This window comes from Microbacterium aurum, from assembly GCF_016907815.1.
Lineage (GTDB): Bacteria > Actinomycetota > Actinomycetes > Actinomycetales > Microbacteriaceae > Microbacterium > Microbacterium aurum.
In genome coordinates this window covers 673,350-694,030 of the sequence record NZ_JAFBCQ010000001.1, presented here as the reverse complement: position 1 = coordinate 694,030, position 20,681 = coordinate 673,350, and the positions used below count along the sequence as shown (strand labels likewise).

The 20,681-nt window shown below is 68.4% G+C and carries 20 protein-coding genes and 1 tRNA gene; 4 read left to right on the top strand and 17 right to left on the bottom strand.

Annotated features, from left to right (window positions below; all coding sequences use genetic code 11):
* Window position 1: 1 nt before the first annotated feature.
* The 11 genes from JOD60_RS03465 to JOD60_RS03415 all read right to left on the bottom strand — a co-directional run bounded on the left by JOD60_RS03465 (window position 2) and on the right by JOD60_RS03415 (window position 10,151).
* On the bottom strand, window positions 2-454 hold the full coding sequence (locus JOD60_RS03465; RefSeq protein ID WP_076688594.1) for a MaoC family dehydratase: 453 nt from the start codon (window positions 452-454) through the stop codon (window positions 2-4).
* Complete coding sequence (gene fabG, locus JOD60_RS03460) at window positions 451-1,200, bottom strand: 3-oxoacyl-ACP reductase FabG (RefSeq protein WP_076688592.1); 750 nt, start codon at window positions 1,198-1,200, stop codon at window positions 451-453. Before fabG ends, JOD60_RS03465 begins: the two co-directional genes overlap by 4 nt.
* Before the next feature lie 93 nt (window positions 1,201-1,293).
* Window positions 1,294-2,439 (bottom strand): zinc-binding dehydrogenase, encoded by a 1,146-nt coding sequence (locus JOD60_RS03455; protein WP_076688590.1) that lies wholly within the window; start codon window positions 2,437-2,439, stop codon window positions 1,294-1,296.
* A gap of 55 nt (window positions 2,440-2,494) precedes the next feature.
* A complete protein-coding gene (locus JOD60_RS03450) occupies window positions 2,495-2,926 on the bottom strand; it encodes a heat shock protein transcriptional repressor HspR (RefSeq protein ID WP_076688588.1) in 432 nt (143 codons plus the stop codon).
* Between the two features lie 120 nt (window positions 2,927-3,046).
* Complete coding sequence (locus JOD60_RS03445) at window positions 3,047-4,039, bottom strand: DnaJ C-terminal domain-containing protein (protein ID WP_076688586.1); 993 nt, start codon at window positions 4,037-4,039, stop codon at window positions 3,047-3,049.
* Window positions 4,040-4,047: 8 nt separating this feature from the next.
* Window positions 4,048-4,617, bottom strand: a complete 570-nt coding sequence (locus JOD60_RS03440) for a nucleotide exchange factor GrpE (protein WP_076688584.1) — start codon at window positions 4,615-4,617, stop codon at window positions 4,048-4,050.
* Window positions 4,618-4,629: 12 nt separating this feature from the next.
* On the bottom strand, window positions 4,630-6,498 hold the full coding sequence (dnaK, locus tag JOD60_RS03435; protein ID WP_076688582.1) for a molecular chaperone DnaK: 1,869 nt from the start codon (window positions 6,496-6,498) through the stop codon (window positions 4,630-4,632).
* 493 nt (window positions 6,499-6,991) lie between these two features.
* On the bottom strand, window positions 6,992-7,375 hold the full coding sequence (locus JOD60_RS03430; RefSeq protein ID WP_076688580.1) for a type II toxin-antitoxin system VapC family toxin: 384 nt from the start codon (window positions 7,373-7,375) through the stop codon (window positions 6,992-6,994).
* A gap of 1 nt (window position 7,376) precedes the next feature.
* Window positions 7,377-7,634, bottom strand: coding sequence for a type II toxin-antitoxin system Phd/YefM family antitoxin (locus JOD60_RS03425; RefSeq protein ID WP_076688578.1), 258 nt, complete (start codon window positions 7,632-7,634; stop codon window positions 7,377-7,379).
* A gap of 80 nt (window positions 7,635-7,714) precedes the next feature.
* Entirely contained in the window at window positions 7,715-7,990 is a 276-nt protein-coding gene (locus JOD60_RS03420; protein ID WP_076688576.1) for a helix-turn-helix domain-containing protein, read from the bottom strand.
* 349 nt (window positions 7,991-8,339) lie between these two features.
* On the bottom strand, window positions 8,340-10,151 hold the full coding sequence (locus JOD60_RS03415; RefSeq protein ID WP_076688574.1) for a DEAD/DEAH box helicase: 1,812 nt from the start codon (window positions 10,149-10,151) through the stop codon (window positions 8,340-8,342).
* Between the two features lie 77 nt (window positions 10,152-10,228).
* Here JOD60_RS03415 and JOD60_RS03410 point away from each other — a divergent pair, with 77 nt between their 5' ends.
* Window positions 10,229-11,743, top strand: a complete 1,515-nt coding sequence (locus JOD60_RS03410; RefSeq protein ID WP_084201871.1) for an MFS transporter — start codon at window positions 10,229-10,231, stop codon at window positions 11,741-11,743.
* Window positions 11,744-12,030: 287 nt separating this feature from the next.
* Here the strand turns inward: JOD60_RS03410 and dcd are convergent, their stop codons facing one another.
* Complete coding sequence (dcd, locus tag JOD60_RS03405) at window positions 12,031-12,636, bottom strand: dCTP deaminase (protein WP_076688572.1); 606 nt, start codon at window positions 12,634-12,636, stop codon at window positions 12,031-12,033.
* 29 nt (window positions 12,637-12,665) lie between these two features.
* Here dcd and JOD60_RS03400 point away from each other — a divergent pair, with 29 nt between their 5' ends.
* The gene (locus JOD60_RS03400) at window positions 12,666-12,908 is read left to right on the top strand and encodes a hypothetical protein (protein WP_076688571.1); all 243 of its coding nucleotides are present in this window, start codon (window positions 12,666-12,668) and stop codon (window positions 12,906-12,908) included.
* A 37-nt stretch (window positions 12,909-12,945) separates the two neighbouring features.
* Here JOD60_RS03400 and JOD60_RS03395 read toward each other — a convergent pair whose 3' ends face one another.
* Entirely contained in the window at window positions 12,946-13,239 is a 294-nt protein-coding gene (locus JOD60_RS03395; RefSeq protein WP_076688569.1) for a Dabb family protein, read from the bottom strand.
* A gap of 78 nt (window positions 13,240-13,317) precedes the next feature.
* Between JOD60_RS03395 and JOD60_RS03390 the strand changes: the two genes are divergently transcribed.
* A tRNA-Gly gene (locus JOD60_RS03390) sits at window positions 13,318-13,391 on the top strand.
* 200 nt (window positions 13,392-13,591) lie between these two features.
* Here JOD60_RS03390 and JOD60_RS03385 read toward each other — a convergent pair.
* The 4 genes from JOD60_RS03385 to JOD60_RS03370 all read right to left on the bottom strand — a co-directional run bounded on the left by JOD60_RS03385 (window position 13,592) and on the right by JOD60_RS03370 (window position 19,176).
* Entirely contained in the window at window positions 13,592-15,022 is a 1,431-nt protein-coding gene (locus JOD60_RS03385; protein WP_157127826.1) for a zinc-ribbon domain-containing protein, read from the bottom strand.
* Window positions 15,023-15,486: 464 nt separating this feature from the next.
* On the bottom strand, window positions 15,487-16,554 hold the full coding sequence (locus JOD60_RS03380) for a TniB family NTP-binding protein (protein ID WP_076688564.1): 1,068 nt from the start codon (window positions 16,552-16,554) through the stop codon (window positions 15,487-15,489).
* Between the two features lie 11 nt (window positions 16,555-16,565).
* A complete protein-coding gene (locus JOD60_RS03375; RefSeq protein ID WP_076688562.1) occupies window positions 16,566-18,428 on the bottom strand; it encodes a TnsB C-terminal domain-containing protein in 1,863 nt (620 codons plus the stop codon).
* Window positions 18,415-19,176 (bottom strand): TnsA-like heteromeric transposase endonuclease subunit, encoded by a 762-nt coding sequence (locus JOD60_RS03370; protein ID WP_076688560.1) that lies wholly within the window; start codon window positions 19,174-19,176, stop codon window positions 18,415-18,417. The genes JOD60_RS03375 and JOD60_RS03370 overlap by 14 nt, the downstream gene beginning before the upstream one ends.
* A gap of 138 nt (window positions 19,177-19,314) precedes the next feature.
* On the opposite strand from JOD60_RS03370, the gene JOD60_RS03365 reads away from it, so the two are divergent.
* Complete coding sequence (locus JOD60_RS03365) at window positions 19,315-19,986, top strand: hypothetical protein (RefSeq protein ID WP_198159105.1); 672 nt, start codon at window positions 19,315-19,317, stop codon at window positions 19,984-19,986.
* Window positions 19,987-20,681: the final 695 nt, after the last annotated feature.

Below are 20,681 nucleotides of genomic sequence, written 5' to 3'. Positions count from 1 at the left end.
CTCACTCCGGGACGTACAGCGCGATCGTCTCGGCGACCAGCGCTGGGCGCTCGGAGCCCTCGATCTCGACGGTCGTCCGCATCCCGACGCGCATGCCCTGCGCCACCGGTTCGGCGGAGCGCACCTCGGTGACGGCGCGGACGCGCGCGCCGGCGCGCACCGGCTGCAGGAAGCGCACCGCGTCGAGCCCGTAGTTGACGGCCATCGCGACGCCGCCCACCTCGAGCAGTCCGCTCGCAAGGTGCGGCAGGAGCGACAGTGTCAGGTAGCCGTGCGCGATCGTGCCGCCGAAGGGACCGGATGCCGCGCGGTCGCGGTCGAGGTGGATCCACTGCCGGTCCTCGGTGGCCTCGGCGAACGCGGCGATGCGATCCTGATCGATCTCGAACCACGCGCCCGTGGCGCTCTGGCCGACGACGCCCGGCAGGTCGGCGGGGCTGGCGACGCGGATCATGCGCGCGGACCTCCGGCGACGTACAGCACCTGACCCGAGACGAACCCGGCATCCTCCCGGCAGAAGAACGAGACCGCGGCGGCGATGTCGTCGGGTTGACCGGGACGGCCGACGGGGATCTCCTTCGCGGTCGCGGCGACGAAGTCGTCGAACGGCACCCCGACCCGCTCCGCGGTCGCGCGCGTCATATCGGTGACGATGAAACCGGGGGCGACGGCGTTGACGGTGACCCCGAACGGGCCGAGTTCGATGGCGAGGGTCTTCGTGAAGCCCTGCATGCCGGCCTTGGCGGCGGCGTAGTTCGCCTGCCCGCGGTTGCCGAGCGCCGAGGTGGACGACAGGTTCACGATGCGCCCGAACCCGGCCTCCACCTGGTGGCGCGGCACGGCACGGCTCATGAGGAAGGCGCCGCGCAGATGCACGTTCATGACGGCGTCCCAGTCGTCGGCGCTCATCTTGAAGAGGAGGTTGTCGCGCAGGATGCCGGCGTTGTTCACCAGCACGGTGGGCGCCCCGAGCTCTGCGGTGACGCGGTCGACGGCGGCGGTCACCGCGTCTTCGTCGGCGACGTCCGCGCCGACGGCGAGCGCGCGGCCGCCGGCTTCGGCGATGGCGGCGACCGTGTCGGCGCACGCGGCCTCGTCGAGATCGACGACCGCGACGGCGTAGCCGTCGGCGGCGAGACGGCGGGCGGTGGCGGCGCCGATGCCGCGCGCGGCTCCGGTCACGATGGCGATGCGGGTCATGCGTATCCTCTCCGTCGGGGATGCGGCGGCATCCGTCTCGAGCACACCGACTGCGCGGTATGGTGTCGCGCTCTCGCGCTGCGGCGCTCGGCGTCAGAAGGTGATGAGCTGGCGCAGTTCGCCGCCGGCGGCGAGCCGGTCCATGGCGGCGTCGATCTCGGTCAGGGCGACGTGACTGGACACCAGCTTCTCCAGCGGCAGCCGGCCATCGCGCCACAGCTCGATGTAGCGCGGGATGTCACGGCTGGGCACCGCGGAGCCGAGGTAGCTGCCGATGACGGTGCGCGCCTCCGCCGTGAGGGTGAGGGGCGACACCGACGCCCGGGCATCCGGCGCCGGCAGGCCCACGGTGACGGTCGTGCCGCCGGGGGCGGTGAGGGCGAACGCGGTCTCGAACGCGCGCGCGTTCCCGGCGGCTTCGATCACGACGGAGGCGCGACCATCGGCATCCGTCGCCTGGGCGAGCGCGTCGGCGGGGGTGAGCGCTCGCGCGGCGCCGAGCCGGCGAGCGAGATCGAGCTTGGATGCCACCGCGTCGACGCCGACGACCTCGTGCCCGAGCGCGACGGCGACGAGGAGCGCCGCCATGCCGACGCCGCCGAGACCCACGACGGTGACGCGCTCGCCCGCGGCGGGCCGCCCGGCGTTGAGCACCGCGCCGCCGCCGGTGAGGACGGCGCAGCCGAGGAGCGCCGCGATCTCGGCCGGCACGTCGGCGGGCACCGGCACGACGGAGGTGCGGCTCACGACGGCGTGGCTGGCGAAGCCGCTGACGCCGAGGTGGTGGAAGACGGCCTCGGCGTCAGCGTCGCTGTCGCTGTCGTCGCCCGGTCGCTGCCGGTGCAGACGGATACCGCCGCCCACCAGCGTGCCGGCGTTGTTGGCGGCGGTGCCCGCCTCGCACGGCAGGCGGCCGTCGGTCGCGCAGCCGGCACAGTGCCCGCAGCGCGGGAGGAAGGTCATGACGACGCGGTCGCCGACGGCGAGGTCGTCCACGTTCGCCCCCAACTGCTCGACGATGCCGGCCGCCTCGTGGCCGAGCAGCATCGGGACGGGACGGCGGCGATTGCCGTCGACGACGCTGAGGTCGGAGTGGCAGATGCCCGCCGCCTCGATGCGCACCAGGATCTCACCGGCCTCGGGCGGATCCAGCTCCAGCGGGCCGACCGTGAAGGGGCGGGTGCGGGCGAACGGCGCCTCGGCTCCGCTGGTCTCGAGCACGGCTCCAGTGATCTGCATGGGTGACCTCCTCGTCGCCTCCGACGCTACCCGACACCGGCGACCGGTCAGTCGGTCACTCCGCGGGGTCGGGGCGCGGCCGCCACAGCACGACCTCGGTCGCGCGGCGCGCGCGCGCGCCTTGCCGGAGGGTGACGACCGACCCGGTCGCACCCGCCGCGAAGACGCGGGATCGGCGGTCGAGCTCGTCGCGCAGCTGCTGCTCGAGCTCGGCGACGCGCCGACGCAGCACCCGCGCCTCGTTCTCCAGCTCGATGAGCCGGGAGATCGCGGGCAGGCTCATGCCCTCCGCCGACAGGGCCGCGACCTCGCGGAGCTGCTTGACGTGCCGCAGCGAGTACCGCCGCGAACCGCCCTGGGTGCGGGCGGGCACGACGAGGCCGAGCCGGTCATACTGCCGGAGCGTCTGCGGGTGCATCCCGCTCAGCTCCGCGGCCACCGCGATCGCGAAGGTCGGGGCTTCCTCGTCGATGTCCTGATCGGGCATGTGCTCACCTCCTTCGCGGGTTGCGGCGTTTCGTCTCGCCGCTGCGCTCGGCGCGGGGCGACCGGGCGAGGGTGACCCCACGGTCGTTGAGCGAGCGCAGCGAGACGAAACGCGGCATCCTCACTCCCGCGCCTTGGCCATGAGGTCGGCGCGGGGGTTCTCCCGCGGCTCCAACTCGTGGAAGCGCTCCAGCGCCTCGCGCGCCTTGTCGTCGAGGTGTGCCGGGACGGCGACCTGCACCTCGGCGAGGAGGTCGCCGGTGCCCTTGCTCGTCTGCACCCCGCGTCCCTTGACACGCAGCACGCGGCCGGACGGCGTGCCCGGGGCGACACGCAGCTTGACGGGGTCGCCGCCGAGCGTGGGCACCTCGATCGTCGCTCCGAGCGCGGCCTCGGTGAAGGTCACCGGGACGGTGACGCGCAGGTTCAGGCCGTCGCGCGTGAACACGGGATGCGGCCGCACGGTCACCTGCACGACGATGTCGCCGGGCTCGCCGCCGTCGGGCGACGGGCGTCCCCGGCCACGCAGCCGGATCTTCTGCCCGTCGGCGACACCGGCGGGGATCTTCACCTTGAACGGCTTGCCGTCCTCGCCCGCGAGAGTGATGGTCTCGCCGCGGACCGCCGTCTGGAAGTCGAGCGTCGTCCGCGCCGTCACATCGGCGCCGCGCTGGGGACCGCCGTAGCCGCGGAAACCTCCCGTCGACTGGCCGAACCGGCCGGAGCCGAACCCGCCGCCCTGCTGCCCGAACATCGAGAACAGGTCGTCGAAGTCGGCCTGCTGGTACGACCCGCCGCGCGACTGACCGAACCGGCTGAAGACATCCTCGAACCCGCCGGCGCCGCCGGAGCCGGGCGCCTGGAACCGGGCGCTGCCCGACCCCATCGCCCGGATCTGGTCGTACTCCTCGCGCTGATCCTTGTCGGAGAGCACCGAGTACGCCTCGCTGATCTCCTTGAACTTGGCCTCTTTGGCGGCGTCACCCTGCGTCGAGTCCGGGTGGTAGGTGCGCGCGAGCTTTCGGTACGCCTTCTTCAGGTCGGCTTCGGAGACGTCCTTGGAGACGCCGAGGACCTTGTAGAAGTCCTTGTCGAACCAATCCTGACTGGCCATCTGTCTCCTCAGTCCGCTCCGCCGGCGACGACGACCTTCGCGGGGCGCAGCTCGATGTCGCCCAGCCGGTAGCCGACCTCGACGACGTCGAGGATCGTCCCGTCGGCCACATCACCCGGGTTCGGCGCGTGGAAGATCGCCTCGTGCTGCTGCGGGTCGAACGCCTCGCCCGCCTCGCCGTAGCGCTCCACGCCCAGGCGCGCGACGACGCCGCGCAGCTTCTCGGCGATGGCCTGCAGCGGCGAGCCCTCGGCGAGGTCGCCGTGCTTCTCGGCACGGTCGAGGTCGTCGAGCACGGGCAGCAGCCCCTTGGCGACCGAGCCCTTGGCGCGGTCGATCTCGACCTGACGCTGTTCCTCGGTGCGCCGACGATAGTTGGCGTACTCGGCCTGCACGCGCTTGAGGTCCAGCAGCAGATCCTTGTCCTCATCGGATGCCTCGGCGATGGCAGCGTCGTCGGTCTGCTCGGCGCCCAGGATGTCGTCGACCGTCAGGGAGTCCTCCTGCGAGTCGGGGCCGGATGCCGTGGCATCCGACCCCTCGTCACCGGGGACCTCGTTCTCGAAGTCCTTCGTCATGTTCCGATTCTCTTACTTCTTGTCGTCCTCGTCGTCGACCACTTCGGCGTCGATGACGTCTTCCTCGGGGTTCGGCGTCTCACCGTTGCCGGGCTGGCCCACGTTCGGGTCGCCCTGCTCGCCGGCAGCCTGGCTCGAGGCGTAGATCGCCTCGCCGAGCTTGCCCTGCGACGCATTGAGCTTGTCGAACGCGTTCTTCACCGCGTCGTCGTCCTCGCCGGCCAGCGCCGTCTTCAGAGCGTCGACATCGGCCTGGACCTCGGTCTTGACGTCCTCGGGGAGCTTGTCGTCGTTGTCCTTGATGAGCTTCTCAATCGAGTACGCGAGCGTCTCGGCCTGGTTGCGGACCTCGGCGGCCTCACGGCGCTTCTTGTCCTCGGCGGCGTGCTCCTCGGCCTCGCGCACCATGCGCTCGATGTCATCCTTCGGCAGGCTCGAGCCGCCGGTGATCGTCATCGACTGCTCCTTGCCGGTGCCCTTGTCCTTCGCGGACACGTGCACGATGCCGTTGGCGTCGATGTCGAAGGTCACCTCGACCTGCGGGATGCCGCGGGGAGCCGGCGCGATGCCGGTCAGCTCGAACGTGCCGAGCGGCTTGTTGTCGCGCGTGAACTCACGCTCGCCCTGGAAGACCTGGATCGCGACCGACGGCTGGTTGTCGTCGGCGGTGGTGAAGGTCTCGCTGCGCTTGGTCGGGATGGCGGTGTTGCGCTCGATGAGCTTCGTCATGATGCCGCCCTTGGTCTCGATGCCGAGGCTCAGCGGGGTGACGTCGATCAGCAGCACGTCCTTGCGCTCACCCTTGAGGACGCCGGCCTGCAGGGCGGCGCCGACGGCGACGACCTCGTCCGGGTTCACGCCCTTGTTGGGCTCCTTGCCGGTCTCCTTCTTGACGAGCTCGCTCACGGCGGGCATGCGGGTGGAGCCACCCACGAGCACGACGTGGTCGATCTTGTCGACCGTGATGCCGGCCTCGCGGATGACGTCCGCGAACGGCTTCTTAGTGCGGTCGAGCAGGTCCTTCGTGAGGTCCTCGAACTTCGCGCGCGTCAGCGTCTCGGAGAGCGACACCGGACCGGAGTCGGTCAGCGACAGGTACGGCAGGTTGATGGAGGTGCTCGTCGAGCTCGACAGCTCCTTCTTCGCCTGCTCGGCGGCCTCCTTGAGGCGCTGCAGCGCGATCTTGTCGTTCGAGACGTCGACACCGGTGGTGTCCTTGAACTGCTTGATCAGGTAGTCGACGACGCGCTGGTCCCAGTCGTCACCGCCGAGGCGGTTGTCGCCGGCCGTGGCGCGCACCTGGATCGTGGAGAAGTCGTCGTCCTTGCCCACCTCGAGCAGGGACACGTCGAACGTGCCGCCACCGAGGTCGAAGACGAGGATGAGCTCGTCCTCCTTGCCCTTGTCGAGGCCGTACGCGAGCGCTGCGGCGGTGGGCTCGTTGATGATGCGCAGGACGTTCAGGCCCGCGATCTCACCGGCCTCCTTCGTGGCCTGACGCTCGGCGTCGTTGAAGTACGCGGGAACGGTGATGACGGCATCCGTCACCGAGTCGCCCAGGTACTGCTCGGCGTCGCGCTTGAGCTTCTGGAGGATGCGCGCGGAGATCTCCTGCGGCGTGTACTGCTTGCCGTCGATCGGCTGCGTCTTCCAGTCGGTGCCCATGTGGCGCTTGACGGAGGTGAGGGTGCGGTCGACGTTGGTGACGGCCTGGCGCTTGGCGGTCTCGCCGACCAGCACCTCGCCGTCCTTGGTGAACGCGACGACCGAGGGGGTCGTGCGGAAGCCCTCGGCGTTGGTGATGACCTTCGGCTCGCCGCCCTCGAGGACGGCGACGACCGAGTTCGTCGTACCGAGGTCGATACCCACTGCACGTGCCATGTGTTGTTCCTTTCGTGAAACGGAATCGAGAAAGTCTGGAGGTTGAGTCGCGATGGCTCAACTTGTGATGGCTGCCACGTTACCGGCATCCATTCCCCATGTCAAATGAACTTGATACGACTCATATCAAGTTTGCAGAAGGCTGGCGCCGCGTCCGGCGCAATAGGCTCACGCCAAGAGCAGACGCGATCGTGAGCGGGTGGTGCAGGCAAGCGGTCCCGAGGCGTGGGGCGCCTATCTCCGGGAGCGCATCTATCATCAGCCATCTGCTGACGAAGGACGAGATGCCGTCCGGGGCGGAGCTGCGCCTGTTCGTGCGGATCTCCGGGGGCGGCCTCAGCACGGTCGTGACCCCCGGCATCCTGTTCCTCGGTCCCGCCGTGATCGGCCTGCAGGTGCTCGCCAAGTCGGTGCGACGCGCGCTCCGGCGCCGTACGGCGCCGACGCGGGTCGTCCGGGATCCGTCGCCGCGTGGCGCACCGCCTCCGCCGCCTCAGCCGCAGGCGGGGTGCGGAGGGATCCCTTCACGGCGCGCGGCGGTGATCAGCTCGCGATCGCAGCCGAGCATGCCCTCGATGTCCGCGGCCAGGTCCACCGCGGTCGCGAGGTGAAGGGAGTCGAGCGCGCGCAGTCCGGAGCCGAGCTCCACAGCGCGGTCGAGGAGATCGTCATCGATGCCGACCAGCGACACACGCGCCAGCAGCTCGTCGACACCCGACGCCTCCAGCCATCGGCGACTCACGGCCGCGTGCAGCTCGACACGGAGGAGGCGGGACGAGACGAGGGGATCTCCCGCCGCGAAGACGGCACGGACGAGGTCGGAGCCCGGCTCGTCGACCAGCGCCTTCACGGCCGCTGACGTGTCGAGGTAGATCACGTCACTCGCCTCGGATGTCGTCGAGGATCTCCGCCGCGGTGGAGGCGCTGCGAACCGGTGGGACTGTCAGAGCGCCGGCGGCTGTGGCGGGCTGGACCCGGCCGGCATCCACGAGCTGCTCCCACCGCGACTCGCGCACGGGCGCGATCTGCGCGATTGCCCTGCCGCGGTCGGTGATGACGATGCGCTCACCGGCCGCAACGCGCGCGAGCACGCGAGCGGTCTGCTGGTTCAACTCGGTCCTGGTCACGCGCTCCATACCACTTAATGTACGCGCAAACTAGTAGAAATAGTAGACCCTCGCGGATTTCTGACGCTGAGCCGAGCCCTGACGCGCGCTCAGATTGCGCGGGAGGGCGCGCGCAGACGGCTGAGCAGCCGCGCGGTCTCGTACCGCGTGCGTCCGATCGCAGACCGGGGGTCGTATCCCAGCATCCGGCTCAGTGCCTCGTGGCGCGCCTGCAGCGTGGAGTGGTGCAGTGAGAGCGCCGTCGCCGCAGCACGGACGCTCTCCGCAGCGACCAGCTCATCCAGGACGCGGAGCGTCGCATCGTCGAGCTCGCAGAGCGCGTCGACGTCGGGATGCGCGGGCTGGGCGGGGTCGTATGCGCGCACCAGGAGGATCAGCGCGCCGAGTTCGGAACTCCTTCGTTCAGATCGGTTGCGACTATGTTCTCCCGCTCACCGCCGGTGCGTACCCGCCGCGTGGCGGAAACCTCGTGGCATGCGTCCGCCACGCGGCGGGTGGTGCGCCGACGCGGTCACCCGCACGCCGGCGGCAGGACGCAGAACCAAAACGCAACGGCAAGGCTTCGTGTGCGACACGCCGGGGTTCGCGGCGTCGCTGCGGAGTGTCGCGCTCAAGGCCTTGCAGTTGTGAACCGCGGATGCCGGGAGCAGGGCACCGACGTGGCGTGCCGGGTCTGTCGCGCGGCGCGGCGCGTCGCGTCGCGTCGCCGAGACGTCAGTCGTCGTAGCGGCGGCGCGGGCGGTCGCCCCGGTCGCCCCGGTCACCGCGCTCGGGGCGCTTGGCGGAGCGCTGGAAGCGATCGGGCTTGATCTCGATCAGACGGCCCGAGATGCGCGTGTTCGCCAGGCGGTCGAGCGTTCCGCGCGGCAGGTCGGCGGGAAGCTCCACGAGCGAGAAGTCCGGGCGGATCTGGATCGCGCCGAAGTCCTCGCGGCGGAAGCCGCCCTCGTTGGCGAGCGCGCCGACGATCTGGCGCGGCTCGACCTTGTGCCGACGGCCGACCTCGATGCGGTAGGTCGCCGTCGCCCCGTCGCGGCGCTCGCGGCGCGGCCGGTCGCCCCGCTCGCCCCGCTCACCCTGGTCGCGGTCACGGCCCCGGTCCCGATCGAATCGGTCGCGGTCGCGGCGCACGGGCTCGTCGTCGGCGGCATCCAGCAGCAGCGGCGTCTCCCCCTGCGCGACGACGGCGAGCGCGGCGGCGACATCAGCCTCGGGCACGTCGTGATGCGTGACGTAGTGGGTGATGATGTCCCGGAAGCGGTCGATCCGCTCGGTCTCGGCAAGCGCGGCGGTGATCGCGTCGTCGAAGCGGGTGAGCCGGGTGGCGTTGACGTCGTCGACGCTCGGCAGGGTCATCTCCGTCAGCGGCTGTCGCGTCGCCTTCTCGATGGATGCCAGCATGCGACGCTCGCGCGGCGTCACGAAGCTGATCGCGTCGCCGGTGCGGCCGGCGCGACCCGTACGGCCGATGCGGTGGACGTAGGACTCGGTGTCGATCGGAAGGTCGAAGTTGACGACGTGGCTGATCCGCTCGACATCCAGTCCGCGCGCGGCGACGTCGGTGGCGACGAGGATGTCGAGCTTGCCGGCCTTGAGCTGGTTGACGGTCCGCTCGCGCTGCGCCTGCGCGACGTCGCCGCTGATCGCGGCGGCGGTGTAGCCGCGGGCGCGGAGCTTCTCGGCGAGCGTCTCGGTCTCGTTCTTCGTGCGGGTGAACACGATCATGCCCTCGAACGGCTCGACCTCGAGGATGCGGGTGAGCGCATCGACCTTCTGCGGATACGACACCACGAGGTAGCGCTGCGTGATGTTGGTCGCGGTCGAAGTCTTCGCCTTGACGTTGATCTCCTCGGCATCCTTCAGATACGTGCCCGCGAGGCGCCGGATCTGCGCCGGCATCGTCGCCGAGAAGAGCGCGACCTGCTTGCCGGCGGGGGTGTCGGCGAGGATCGTCTCGACGTCCTCGGCGAAGCCCATCTTGAGCATCTCGTCGGCCTCGTCGAGCACGAGGAAGCGCAGCTCCGACAGGTCGAGCGTGCCCTTGTCGAGGTGGTCCATGATGCGGCCGGGGGTGCCGACGACGATGTGCACGCCGCGGCGCAGCGCCGACAGCTGCTGGCCGTAGCCCTGACCGCCGTAGACCGGCAGCACGTGCACACCGCGCAGGTGCGCTGCGTACGACTCGAACGCCTCGCACACCTGGAGGGCGAGCTCGCGCGTGGGCGCCAGCACGAGCGCCTGCGGGGTCTTCTGCGACAGGTCGAGCTGCGACAGGATCGGCAGCGCGAACGCCGCGGTCTTGCCGGTGCCGGTCTGCGCGGTGCCGAGCACGTCACGGGCGCGCAGCAGGGGCGGTATGGTCGCGGCCTGGATGGCGGACGGTGTCTCGTAGCCGACGTCCTTCAGCGCTTTCAGCACCGCGGCGTCGAGTCCCAGGTCGGCGAAGGAGGGGACGGATGCCGGGGCGCCTGCGGCGGACGCCGTCTCGTCCGGGCCGGTGGTTTCGGGTTCACGTGCAGACGTCATTCCCCCACGGTAGTCGCGCGAGCCCTCTGCGGTGTGGCGCCACCGCCCGTTCACCCGGGAGCCCTAGCGTGACGAGCATGCCGCTGCCCGATCAGCCCGAGCCGAACGCCCCGGACGCCCCCGGGTCGTCCGGCACCCCCGGCGCCCCGGACGCGCTCGACGCGTCCGGCGCCGTCCCTCCCCTGCCGGCTGACGCCCGCGCGCTCGGCGCGATCGGCGAGATGTTCCAGGATGCCGTCGCCGACCGCGACATCCCCCGCCGCCAGGTGATCTCGTGGGCGATGTGGGACTGGGCGATGCAGCCGTTCAACACGGTCATCCTGACGTTCGTCTGGATCGCGCTGTATCTCACCTCGCGTCAGTTCCTCGACCCGGCTGTGCGCGACTCCGGCCTTCTCCCCGATGGCTCCTACCTCAACTGCAACGCGTCGGAGAACGTCGCGACGGCGTACTGCCAGGGCTTGACGGACCTGTCGGAGTGGTGGGGCTGGGCGAACTTCGCCGCCGGCATCCTGATTCTGGTGCTGGCTCCGGTTCTCGGCCAGCAGGCCGACGCGCGCGGGAGCAAGAAGAAGTGGGTTCTCGGCGCGACGGTGGCGATCGCGCTGGTGCAGTTCGCGCTGTTCTTCGTCGAGGCCGACCCGCGCTACTTCTGGTTCGGCGCCTTCGCCGTCGCGGTCGGCGCCGTCATCTCGGAGATCGGGAACGTCAGCTACTACGCCATGCTGTCGGAGGTGTCGACGCCGAAGACCGTCGGCCGGGTGTCGGGTCTCGGGTGGGGCCTGGGATACATCGGCGGCGTCGTCGCGCTGATCCTCTGCATCCCCATCCTGTTCGGGCTGGGCCAGGACGATCCGCTCGCGTACAAGCTCGTGGCCGTGGTGTGCGCGGTGTGGACGCTCGTGTTCTCGATTCCGCTGCTGCGGAACGTGCCGGAATCGCCCTCGTACGGCGGCCCGACGAAGGTCGGCCTGCTGGGGTCGTACGTCGTGCTGGGCAAGAACCTGGCGGCACTGTTCCGCGAGAACCGGCCGACCTTCTTCTTCCTGCTGGCCGCGGCCGTCTACCGTGACGGCCTCGCGGGCGTGTTCGCCTTCGGGGCGGTGCTCGCGGCGCAGGGGTTCGGTTTCTCGTTCCTGGAGGTCATCGCCTTCGGCCTGGCCGCCAACCTCGTCGCGGGCATCTCCACCATCTTGGCCGGGCGGCTCGACGACGTGATCGGCGCCCGGAAGCTGATCGTCATCGCGCTGTCGGGCCTGGTCGCGATGGCGTTCGTCGTGTTCGCGCTGCGGGAGCTCGGGAGCATCGTGTTCTGGATCTGCGGCCTGCTGCTCTGCGCGTTCGTGGGCCCGGCGCAGGCCGCCAGCCGGAGCATGCTCACGCGCATGACGCCGCCGAGCATGCAGGGCGAGATCTTCGGCCTCTACGCCACGACCGGCCGCGTCGCGTCGTTCCTGTCGCCGCTGGCGTGGTCGCTGTCGCTCGCGTGGTTCGGGGGCATCGTGTACGGCGTGCTCGGGATCGGGGTCGTGCTGCTGGCCGGACTCATCCTGCTGCTGTTCGTGAAGCTGCCGCCGCACGTCCGCAGCTGACGCGGGGTCCGCGACGCCCCGCCCGCGCCCCGCCCCCGAATCAGCGGCGGCGCTGCCAGGGCAGGCGGATGCCGCGCTCGTTGGGCTCCTCGACCCGGCGAGAGCGCCAGCCACGGTCACTGCGAGCACGGCCACCGTGGGCACGGTCACGCGCCGCACCGTCACGCGGATCGCGCGTTCGAGCGCGGCTTCGACGCGGGGTTCAGCCGGGGCGCAGCCTCGCGCGACGCGTGAGCTGCGGCATCCGATCGGGGCCGCTCTCCTTCGGGAGGGCGGCCTTTCGTCTGTCAGCCGCCGATGGCCCCGGCATCCGTCGACCCGACATCGGTGCGGTGGAAGTTCTGGAAGGACCGGGATGCCGTGGGCCCGCGCTGGCCGTGATATCGGTTGAGGTACGGGCCGGTGCCGTAGGGGTTCTCGGCCGCGGAGGACAGCCGGAAGAAGCAGAGCTGGCCGATCTTCATGCCGGGCCAGAGCTTGATCGGCAGGGTCGCGACGTTGGAGAGCTCGAGGGTGACGTGTCCGGAGAATCCGGGGTCGATGAAGCCGGCGGTGGAGTGCGTGAGCAGGCCGAGGCGGCCGAGGGACGACTTGCCCTCCAGGCGCGCCGCGATGTCGTCGGGCAGGGTGACCTGCTCGAACGTGGAGCCGAGCACGAACTCGCCCGGGTGCAGGACGAAGGCCTCGTCGGGGGCGACCTGGATGAGGTGGGTGAGGTCGGGCTGGTCCTCGGCGGGGTCGATGAACGGGTACTTGTGGTTGTCGAAGAGGCGGAAGTAGCGATCCAGGCGCACGTCGACGCTGGAGGGCTGGACCATGGCCGGGTCCCAGGGGTCGAGGCCGACCCGTCCGTGGGAGATCTCGAGGCGGATGTCGCGGTCGCTCAGCAGCACGAGTTCAGCGTACTTGTAGGTTTCTGTCTATGAATCCTGACTACGGGGCGGCGGCCGGTTTCGGCATCGGCTTCATCATCCTCATGCTCGTCATCTATCTCGGGCTCATCGCGTTGATGCTGTGGGTGAGCTACCTCATCATGCGGACCGCGGTGAAGAACGGCGTGAAGCTCGCGATGCAGGAGACCGGCCAGCAGTTCGCCCCGATGGGCTATCGCCCACCGATGCCGCCGCAGGCTCCGGGCGGCTATCAGGGTCCGCCGACGCACTGACCGCGGCCGGCGTCAGCCGCCGTGTGGGGTCAGTCCGTCACGTCGACGAAGTCGTACTCCTGGAACGCGGCGACCTCCGGCACCCAGCGCGTCTCGACGAAGCGCACGTGATCGGGTGCGTGTTGTAGGCGTCGTAGGATGCCTGGTCGTCGAACGTCATGGAGAACGGGAACCGCGCGTCGCTCTTGCTGCTGACCTGACGGCGCACAGCGAAATCGTTGACGGCCGGGATCGCCGAGAGGGTTCGCGTCGCGTCGGAGAGGAACGCCGTTTCCGCCGGCGACCCTTCGTCGTGACGCAGGCGGAACACGACGGTGTGGATGATGCGCATGTGCCATCTTCCCGCGCTTGTCCGTGGCCCTGGTAGTGTCGTGGAAGCGAGCAACCCCCTCCGGGGCTGCGTCGCCTCGGGGCTGTAGTTCAATGGCAGAACTTCTGCTTCCCAAGCAGACAGCGCGGGTTCGATTCCCGTCAGCCCCTCCACTGATGTCGTTTCCAGAGCCTGATTGGACTTTCCGGCCTTAGGTTGGACTGCTCAGCATCAGGGTTGATGCTCTTGCGTGACGACTCAGAGCAATGTCACCTCAACGACAATCGAGAGGGAGTGCATCACTGCACTCCCTCTCGCCGTTCTGCACACCCCCTCGGGCACGCGCCCGTCGGGCGACCCGTTCCCCGCCGGTTCAAGCGGCGAGCCGGACCACTTTGCGGTTGCCGGCCCGTTCCGACCATGGACATCTCTTGCACCCGCCGGACAGGATGCGACGCGGGATGCTCTGGTTCGTAAGGTGCCCGTGGGCGCATTGCCACATGTACTTGACGTCCGACCCGGCCATGACCTCGTCCGGCTGCCTCCAGTTCAGGTATGGGTGCCAGTCGAACACCAGGTCGGGATGCGTCGTCTGGAAGTCGTTGAAATTCTTCAGGATGCGGCGACGCGCGCAGTAGGGGCAGGTGCATCCGCGGGTACGCGCTTCGAGTCGCATTGGGAACGAATGTCCCTGTTCGCACCACCAGACGACGTCCAACCTTGAGCCCGCGGTGTAGTCACGAGGGTCGCGACCTTCGTTGAGTTCCGGCCGCCATGTTGCCGCCAGCTCGGGGAACCTATCGGCGAAGCTTCGCCCCGATGTGCGATTGCGTCGCTTGTCGCATTCTGCGCACGACCTTCCGTCTACACGTTGACGGACGGTCGCGCGGTACTCGTGCCCTTCCGGGCACACCCAAGCGCGCGGTTTGGTGTCGTTCGCTGTGAGTTCGTGAGCGCGCTTGCTGCTGCAGCTACTGGGGTGCAGGTCGGCCGCGATATCGGGGTGCGTGGTGCGGAGGTCGTTGATGCCGACGAGGATGACGCGCCCCAAGCACACGGCGCACTCAGTGCCGTTCAGCGTTCGGTTCGCAGGCGTCGCTCTGTACGGATGGAACACGTCACACACCCACCACACGGAGCGACCGCTCGCGGCCGCGATGTCTTCCGCTCGGAGTTCGCCGTTGAGGGTGGGGTGCAGGTGCGCTGCGATTTCTGGCGCGACGCTAGCCAGGTCGTTGACACCGGGTACGACGTGGCTTCGGGTGCATGTCGGGCACGGTGTCTGACCGCGTTCCTTCGAGGTCAGGACCTCGAGGTAGGGGTGCCCTTTGCTGCAGTACGCGCGCTGGACGACCGGCTTCGCGACGGTCGGCTCGCCGTCCCTAGCCTCAGTCGCGGTCAGTCGGTCGAGGCCAGCGCACTCGAGGTAAGCCCGAGCGCTCTGGAGTTCACCGGTGTGCGGGTACCAACTGGCGATGCCCTCCGGGAGGGCGAAGTCGTGCACGTGGCCCGGGCGATAGTCGCCGTACCCGCGCAACGCGGTCTGGAGCGCGATGTGCGCCGGCCACAAGCGAAGCCAGATGGCACGAATGGTCGCAGAAACCGCGGTACCAGTCATCTCCGCGAGGACACTGGTCATCCACGCGTGAGTGTCGGCGTAAGGCTGCACTGGGTCGAAGACTCGGCGCATGGTGTCCGTGCGGGATACCCACGCCACCGTCTCGACGGCGGTCGCGAAGACTTCGTGGGTGTCGCGGCGGAGGTCGCGCACGAGGGCGTCCAGAACCTCGCACAGCAGCGGCATGTCGATGCGTCCTCGTCTGTGGAGCCTGCGGAACCGCCGGTGGGCCGCGACTGCGTCCGGGCTGACGCTGGTCTGCGCGTCCGGAGTCGTAGCGGGTCCGGTCCACCGTTCGTGCCGCTCGCAGAGGAAGTCGTCGAGGTGCGGGTGCTGCTGCACCCGCTCGCCGTGGCTGCACAGCACGCAAGCCCACCGGTCCTTGACGAGGTTCGCGCACGGTGCGCAGTCCGTATGGGGTGTCCGCGGCTCCACAGGTATGAGCCGTCCGAGGTCCCGCCCTGTCTTCGCGCTGAGGATGCTGGTCCAGTCGGGGCTGGCGCCAGCGTCCCGTGCGAGCTTCTGGAGCTCGCGACGCAGCGTGTCTGGTTCAGCGTTGGCTACGAGACTGCGGCGTGAGTAAGACTCGAGGGTTTCGCGGTGTCGAGGGCGGACCGTGAACGGAAACGCGCGGGTGAGGTCGTCCGGAGTCACAGCGACATCACCTTCTCCATCGCCGTCTTACCTCGACCCGAGAGCCGCGTCTTCACCCTTTGGTAGTGCTCTTCGGCGGTCCGGTCGAGTCGGTACGCGTCCAGCCGGGACCGGTCGAGTACCTCCGGCTCCACCCCGTTCTGAATGACGTCGATGGCAGCGCCTGTCAGGAGCCGACCAAGGGACCCGATGGACCCTCCGGTGCGCTGCCACAAATACTGCACCTCCCCCTTGAGGGTTCCTGCAGGGTGGTCTCGCAGTTGGAGTTCCTTCTCGAAGCTGCGTACGAGGGCCTTCCATGCCTTCTGGTGCTCGGGGTTGCTCCAGTTGTAGCGCGTGAGCTCGAGCACCGTGAACCGGCTCTTGAGCTGTTGCCCGCGCGGACCGCTCATCAGGCTGGAACTGGTGACGTCGATGCCGCAATACAAAAACGTCCCGGCAATGTCGTTGTGGAGGCCCTTGAGCACATCGACCGTCTCACCTAGGCCGACGGCCTTCCCCGCCGAAAGGTTGTGGAGTTCGTCGACGACGATGAGTTGGGTCCGACCACGCCGCATGGCAGCGACGACTTTGGCGCGAAGGTCGGCCATCGAGTCCCGCGTGAGGACGGAGAGCCCGAAGAACGCGCTCATTTCTTTCAGGAGCGCCTTGCCGCTGCTGTTCGGCGGGACCTCCACGTACATCACCGGCACGTGCTGCAACGCACGCCAATCAGGCACCTGCTTCTCATACTCCTGCAGCACCCAGCGCATCAACCGCTTGGCGGTCGTGGTCTTCCCCAGCGTGGAGTCGCCGGAGAGGATGACGCCGGAGTGGCCCGAATTGCGAGCCCGGTTCTCCTGGAAGGCACGCGTGAGCTGCAGCCGGCCCTGCATGACGGTGTCGGTCCCCAAGATGATTCCTCCGGAGAGGTAATCCATGCGCTGCTGGTCGAATTCGTATCGGTTGCGGTCGTCTCGGAGCTCGGAGTCGGGCGCGGCGAGCGGGTGCTGAAGGTGGTGCAGGAGAGATTCGCGTCGGTTGAGCGAGGCCTGGTCGTGGTCGGGGTTCGTGAAGCTCAGCATGGTCATCTCCTTCAGTTGTCGAAGTCCGGCAGGAAGTCGTCATCGTCGTCGTCCTCTTCCACATCCGCCGTGTGCTCTGGCGGAGCGGGAGTGGGGAGGGTGGGCATCCCGAGGAGTTCCGCCTCGGACTGTGCGGTGAGGGCGCGGTAGTCGACGCGGTCGTCGTCGAGCCCAAAGTCGGGTGCGTAGAGCTGCAGCTCGGCGCCGCGTTCGTGGCATTCGATGAGCTCGCCCTTGCGACCGACCACCCAGACGCACGTCGGGTTGTACGGGTCAACCTTTACTTCCCACTTCCCGTTGTGGCGCGGCTGGGACGACTTCATGCCCTTGAGTGGGTGGAGAGCATCCGCGTCGTACTCGCGGTTGTCGTAGCGCACGCCAGTCGAGCCGATGGTGCGCCAATGGGACTCGAGCATGCGGATGTAGTCCTCGCGCGTCAGAGCAACCCGCAGCTGCTCAACGGCGAGCGCCGCGCGGGCTGCCTTCTCGTTCGGTGAGATGGTGATGCTCGGCCGAACCGGGTCACGGAGGCTCGCGTGCTTCCGGTTCTGCCAGACGCTCAGTACCCAATCATCGAAAAGCTCGCGCAGGGCCTCGATGGTAAGGAGCTCTTCGAGCGGTACCTTTATGCCCTTGTGCTCGGGGCTGCGACCGACATACCCGGGGAGGTGCTCGGTGAACATCGTGTTCACCGTCTTGAACTGCCGTTCGACGTGGGGCTTACTCGTCGGCGTGTACGGCGCGGACAGCAGCACGGAGCCACCGCACTGCCTCACAGCATCGCGGAACGCGCTTCCCATATAGTCCGACCCGCGGTCGGAGGTGACGTTGCGCGGATGGATGAAGGGAACACTGCGCGCGTGGGCGGCGTACTCGTCCTCCGGGAGCAGCGAGATGCCGGGGTGCTTCCGCGCCAACGCGTCACGCCAGGCCGCGCGCGACGGGCGGTTCTGTCGAGGCGTGATTGCCTGCGCCCACAGCATCATGTGGTCGACGCTCTTCGTTCCCTCCAACCGCATCGTGAAGGCGATGATGCTGCGGGAGTAGACGTCCGTCATGATGGTCAGGAGCGGTCGCTGGCGCTTTCCGTCCGGCGTGCGCACCTCGACATCCATCGTGTTCGTGTCCACCTGCACGTACTCGCCTGGCAGGAGGGCCTCGTTCTTGGCAAACGGGCGGTCGGGGCGGTTGCCAAGGGAGCGCCGAGTCTTCGCGCTCTTCGTCGCGTGCTTGTGTCCGCCGAGGTCCTCGACAAGCGCGTAGAACCTGGACTTTCTCGGGACCTCGAGCGTGCCGTACATGGCTTTGACCCGTGCCGTGGTCTCCTCGATGACGCGAGAGACTGTTCCGGTGGAGCGGTCCCGCTGGTCCTCGATGACGTCTATGAGGATGTTGAGGACGCGAACGTCGAGCTTGTCAACTCGGCTGGGATACTGACGCAGCGCTCTTCCGTCCACCAGTCCGATGAGCCCTTCTCGCTGATACTTGCTCATCTTCAGGAAGAAGTTCGCGCGGACCATGCCGCGGCCGGTAGCTTCCATCTCCTCCAACTTCGCCCGAATGCGGGCCTCCTGCGTAGTTGCATTCAGGTCGTACTGCTTCCGACGGATGCCGTTGCGTCCGACGCCCGTCAGAACCTCGTCGATGTCGATTGCCATGGCGTTCGCGGCGGCGATGACGTGTGTCGGGAGCGAGTCGAGCAGCCGAGGCGCGCGCTCCTCGCCGTCCGGGATGAGCCCGGCGAGCTCGTGGTGCGCGAAGGTTCGACGCTCGCCGGTGACGCGGTGAATAAGCGAGACACCGCTCGTGGATGCGCTTTCAAGGTCGTAGAGTTCATCGCCGACCTGGACGACTGCGCGCTTACGCGAGGGCATTGGGGAACTCCTGTCGTGTGGTGTGGCGGGGGTGGAGGAGAGTGCGGTCAGACATTCGTGCGTTCATGTCGCAGGTCAGCGCACCTGTCCAGAGGAGGTGGAAGACATTGCTGCGGGCGCGGGCCATAGAGTGGGCCGGCATGGCGCGGACCGCATCGTGGATGGTCCAGCCTTCCCGGAACGCTTCCAGTGCAGACGTCTCCTCCGCAGCGCCCGGGTGGTGGCCGTGGTGACGGAACTGGGCAAACCAGGTCAAGTTGACCTTGTACTGGATGGGCAACTCGGTGAGCACGCGATAGTCCCAGCCGATGTCAGCACACACGTCGCGCGTCCACGCGAACTGGGCGCGTGCTTTCTCGTTGATGCGAGCGAGCGGCTTGACGTCGTAGACGGTCTGGGTCCCGTTCGCGTCGAGGCCGAGGAGGTCGGGGTAGTGCACCTCGCCGTCTGCCGTGGTCAGCTTCATGGGCTGCGACGAGATGGCGACGATGTCCGTGGCCCAGTCGAGCCACATGAGGCAGTCCCGCTCGAGCAGCGATTCGTGCCAGACGTGCTCTCCGGTCGACGCCATCGAGAAGTAGCCGTGATAGTTGCGCTGCCGCGGATACGCGGCACCCCTACGGACGGGGTCTACGTCGTAGAGCTCGCGGTCGAGCAGGTTCGAGTCAAGCGGCGCGGTGGTCAGCTTCTTGCCTCGTAGCCAGGTGGCGCTGTTCAGGTATTCGGTGGTGGGGGTGGTTTCGCTCATACTTCGAACCTGCGCGGTCGGGGCATCCAGAGATGACCATCGCGATAAACCCAGGTGATTGGCCTTTTCTCGAGTCGTGTTGATCATGATCGAGTCCCAGATAAGCTTTGAGCCAGCATGTTTAGTGAAGGCAGAGAGTTGAGCGCCATCGAAGCGGCGGCATTCCTGCACGTCAGCCAAGGCCACGCGACCCAGCTCATGCGGTCCGGCACGCTTGCCGCGCGGCAGCTGCCCTCCGGACACTGGCTCACCAGCGAGGCTGCACTGGGCGCGTGCGATGCGATCATGCGCCGCGGCCATGGCCGCACCCTTGCCCCCGAATCTGCGTGGGGGGTGCTGTGGGAGCTCTCGGGCCTGCACCCGCACTGGCTAAGTTCGAGCACGCTCTCTCGGCTGCGTGCGCAACTGGTCGAGTGGCGACCCGAGGACATCGTTCGCGCCGTCAGTAGTCGGACGCAGGAGACGCGGTACAGGTCCGCAGCGCCGGGCGCATCATCGGGGCTCACTCTGACTGGTAGGCGGGTGGCCAGCGTCCTGAAGGTCGGCCTTCGGAGCTGGACCGACGTCGTCGCCGGCTACGTGCCCCAGGGAGTGACGCCGGAACAGCATGCGAGACGAACCGGCATGACCCTCGACTACGAGGGCATGCACACGCTCTACGAATGGACTCTTCCCGTGCCGTACAACGCGCCCCGCATGCCTGTTGCGGTGGTCGCAGCTGATCTTGCCCGCAGTCATGTCACTACGGAACGCGCCAAGGGCGTACACGCATTGAGTCGGCTCAGGTATGAGTGGGCTCGATCTCGCTGATTCGTTGATGCGGTAAGACCTGGCGCGGTCCATGTCGCCCTCCCTTCGGCACCCCGCACATATGGCCTTTTTAAAAAGGCCTTATCGGAATGTCCTACCAGGATCTTACGGAAACTGTGTTAAGCCCCGTAAGCCCCCGCCCCGACTGTTCAGCTGGAGTCACCCGCCGGCGCGAGCGCGTGCTCGATCCTCCATCCGCCGCAGCAGCGCGGCGAGCTCGTCCAATACGAATCGGTCTTCTGGCGTCATCGGCCTGCTGTCCGCCTTCGCCAACGCCCCCAGATACCCGCTGTACCAACCCAGTGTGTGAAGCATTTCGTCCCTGCCCGCGTGTGTCTCACGCTCTTGCAAGGGCTATGCGCGGTGGGTTATCCGGATCGCGTCACGGCATACGAGATGTAGCAACGCGCCAGCTTCGAGCTCGCTCCCTACCTGCCCTCCCTGCAAAGGTCAGCGACCGCCGCGCGCTCATTGCTCAGCAGTCGTCGGAACTCGCAGCAGCGAAGTCCATATTGCCAAACCTCGGGTGATGACCCTGATTCTCGACGTGACTCCTCGCGCTACGGCCCACCGCTTCGCTTGTGCGGGGACGATACTCCGCGTCAGCGCTCACCGGACGCGGAGCAACGCCAGCGCGGAGCGCCCCCCTCCGGGCGGCGACGCAGGACGGCGTGGACGGAAACGGTTTGCGCTGG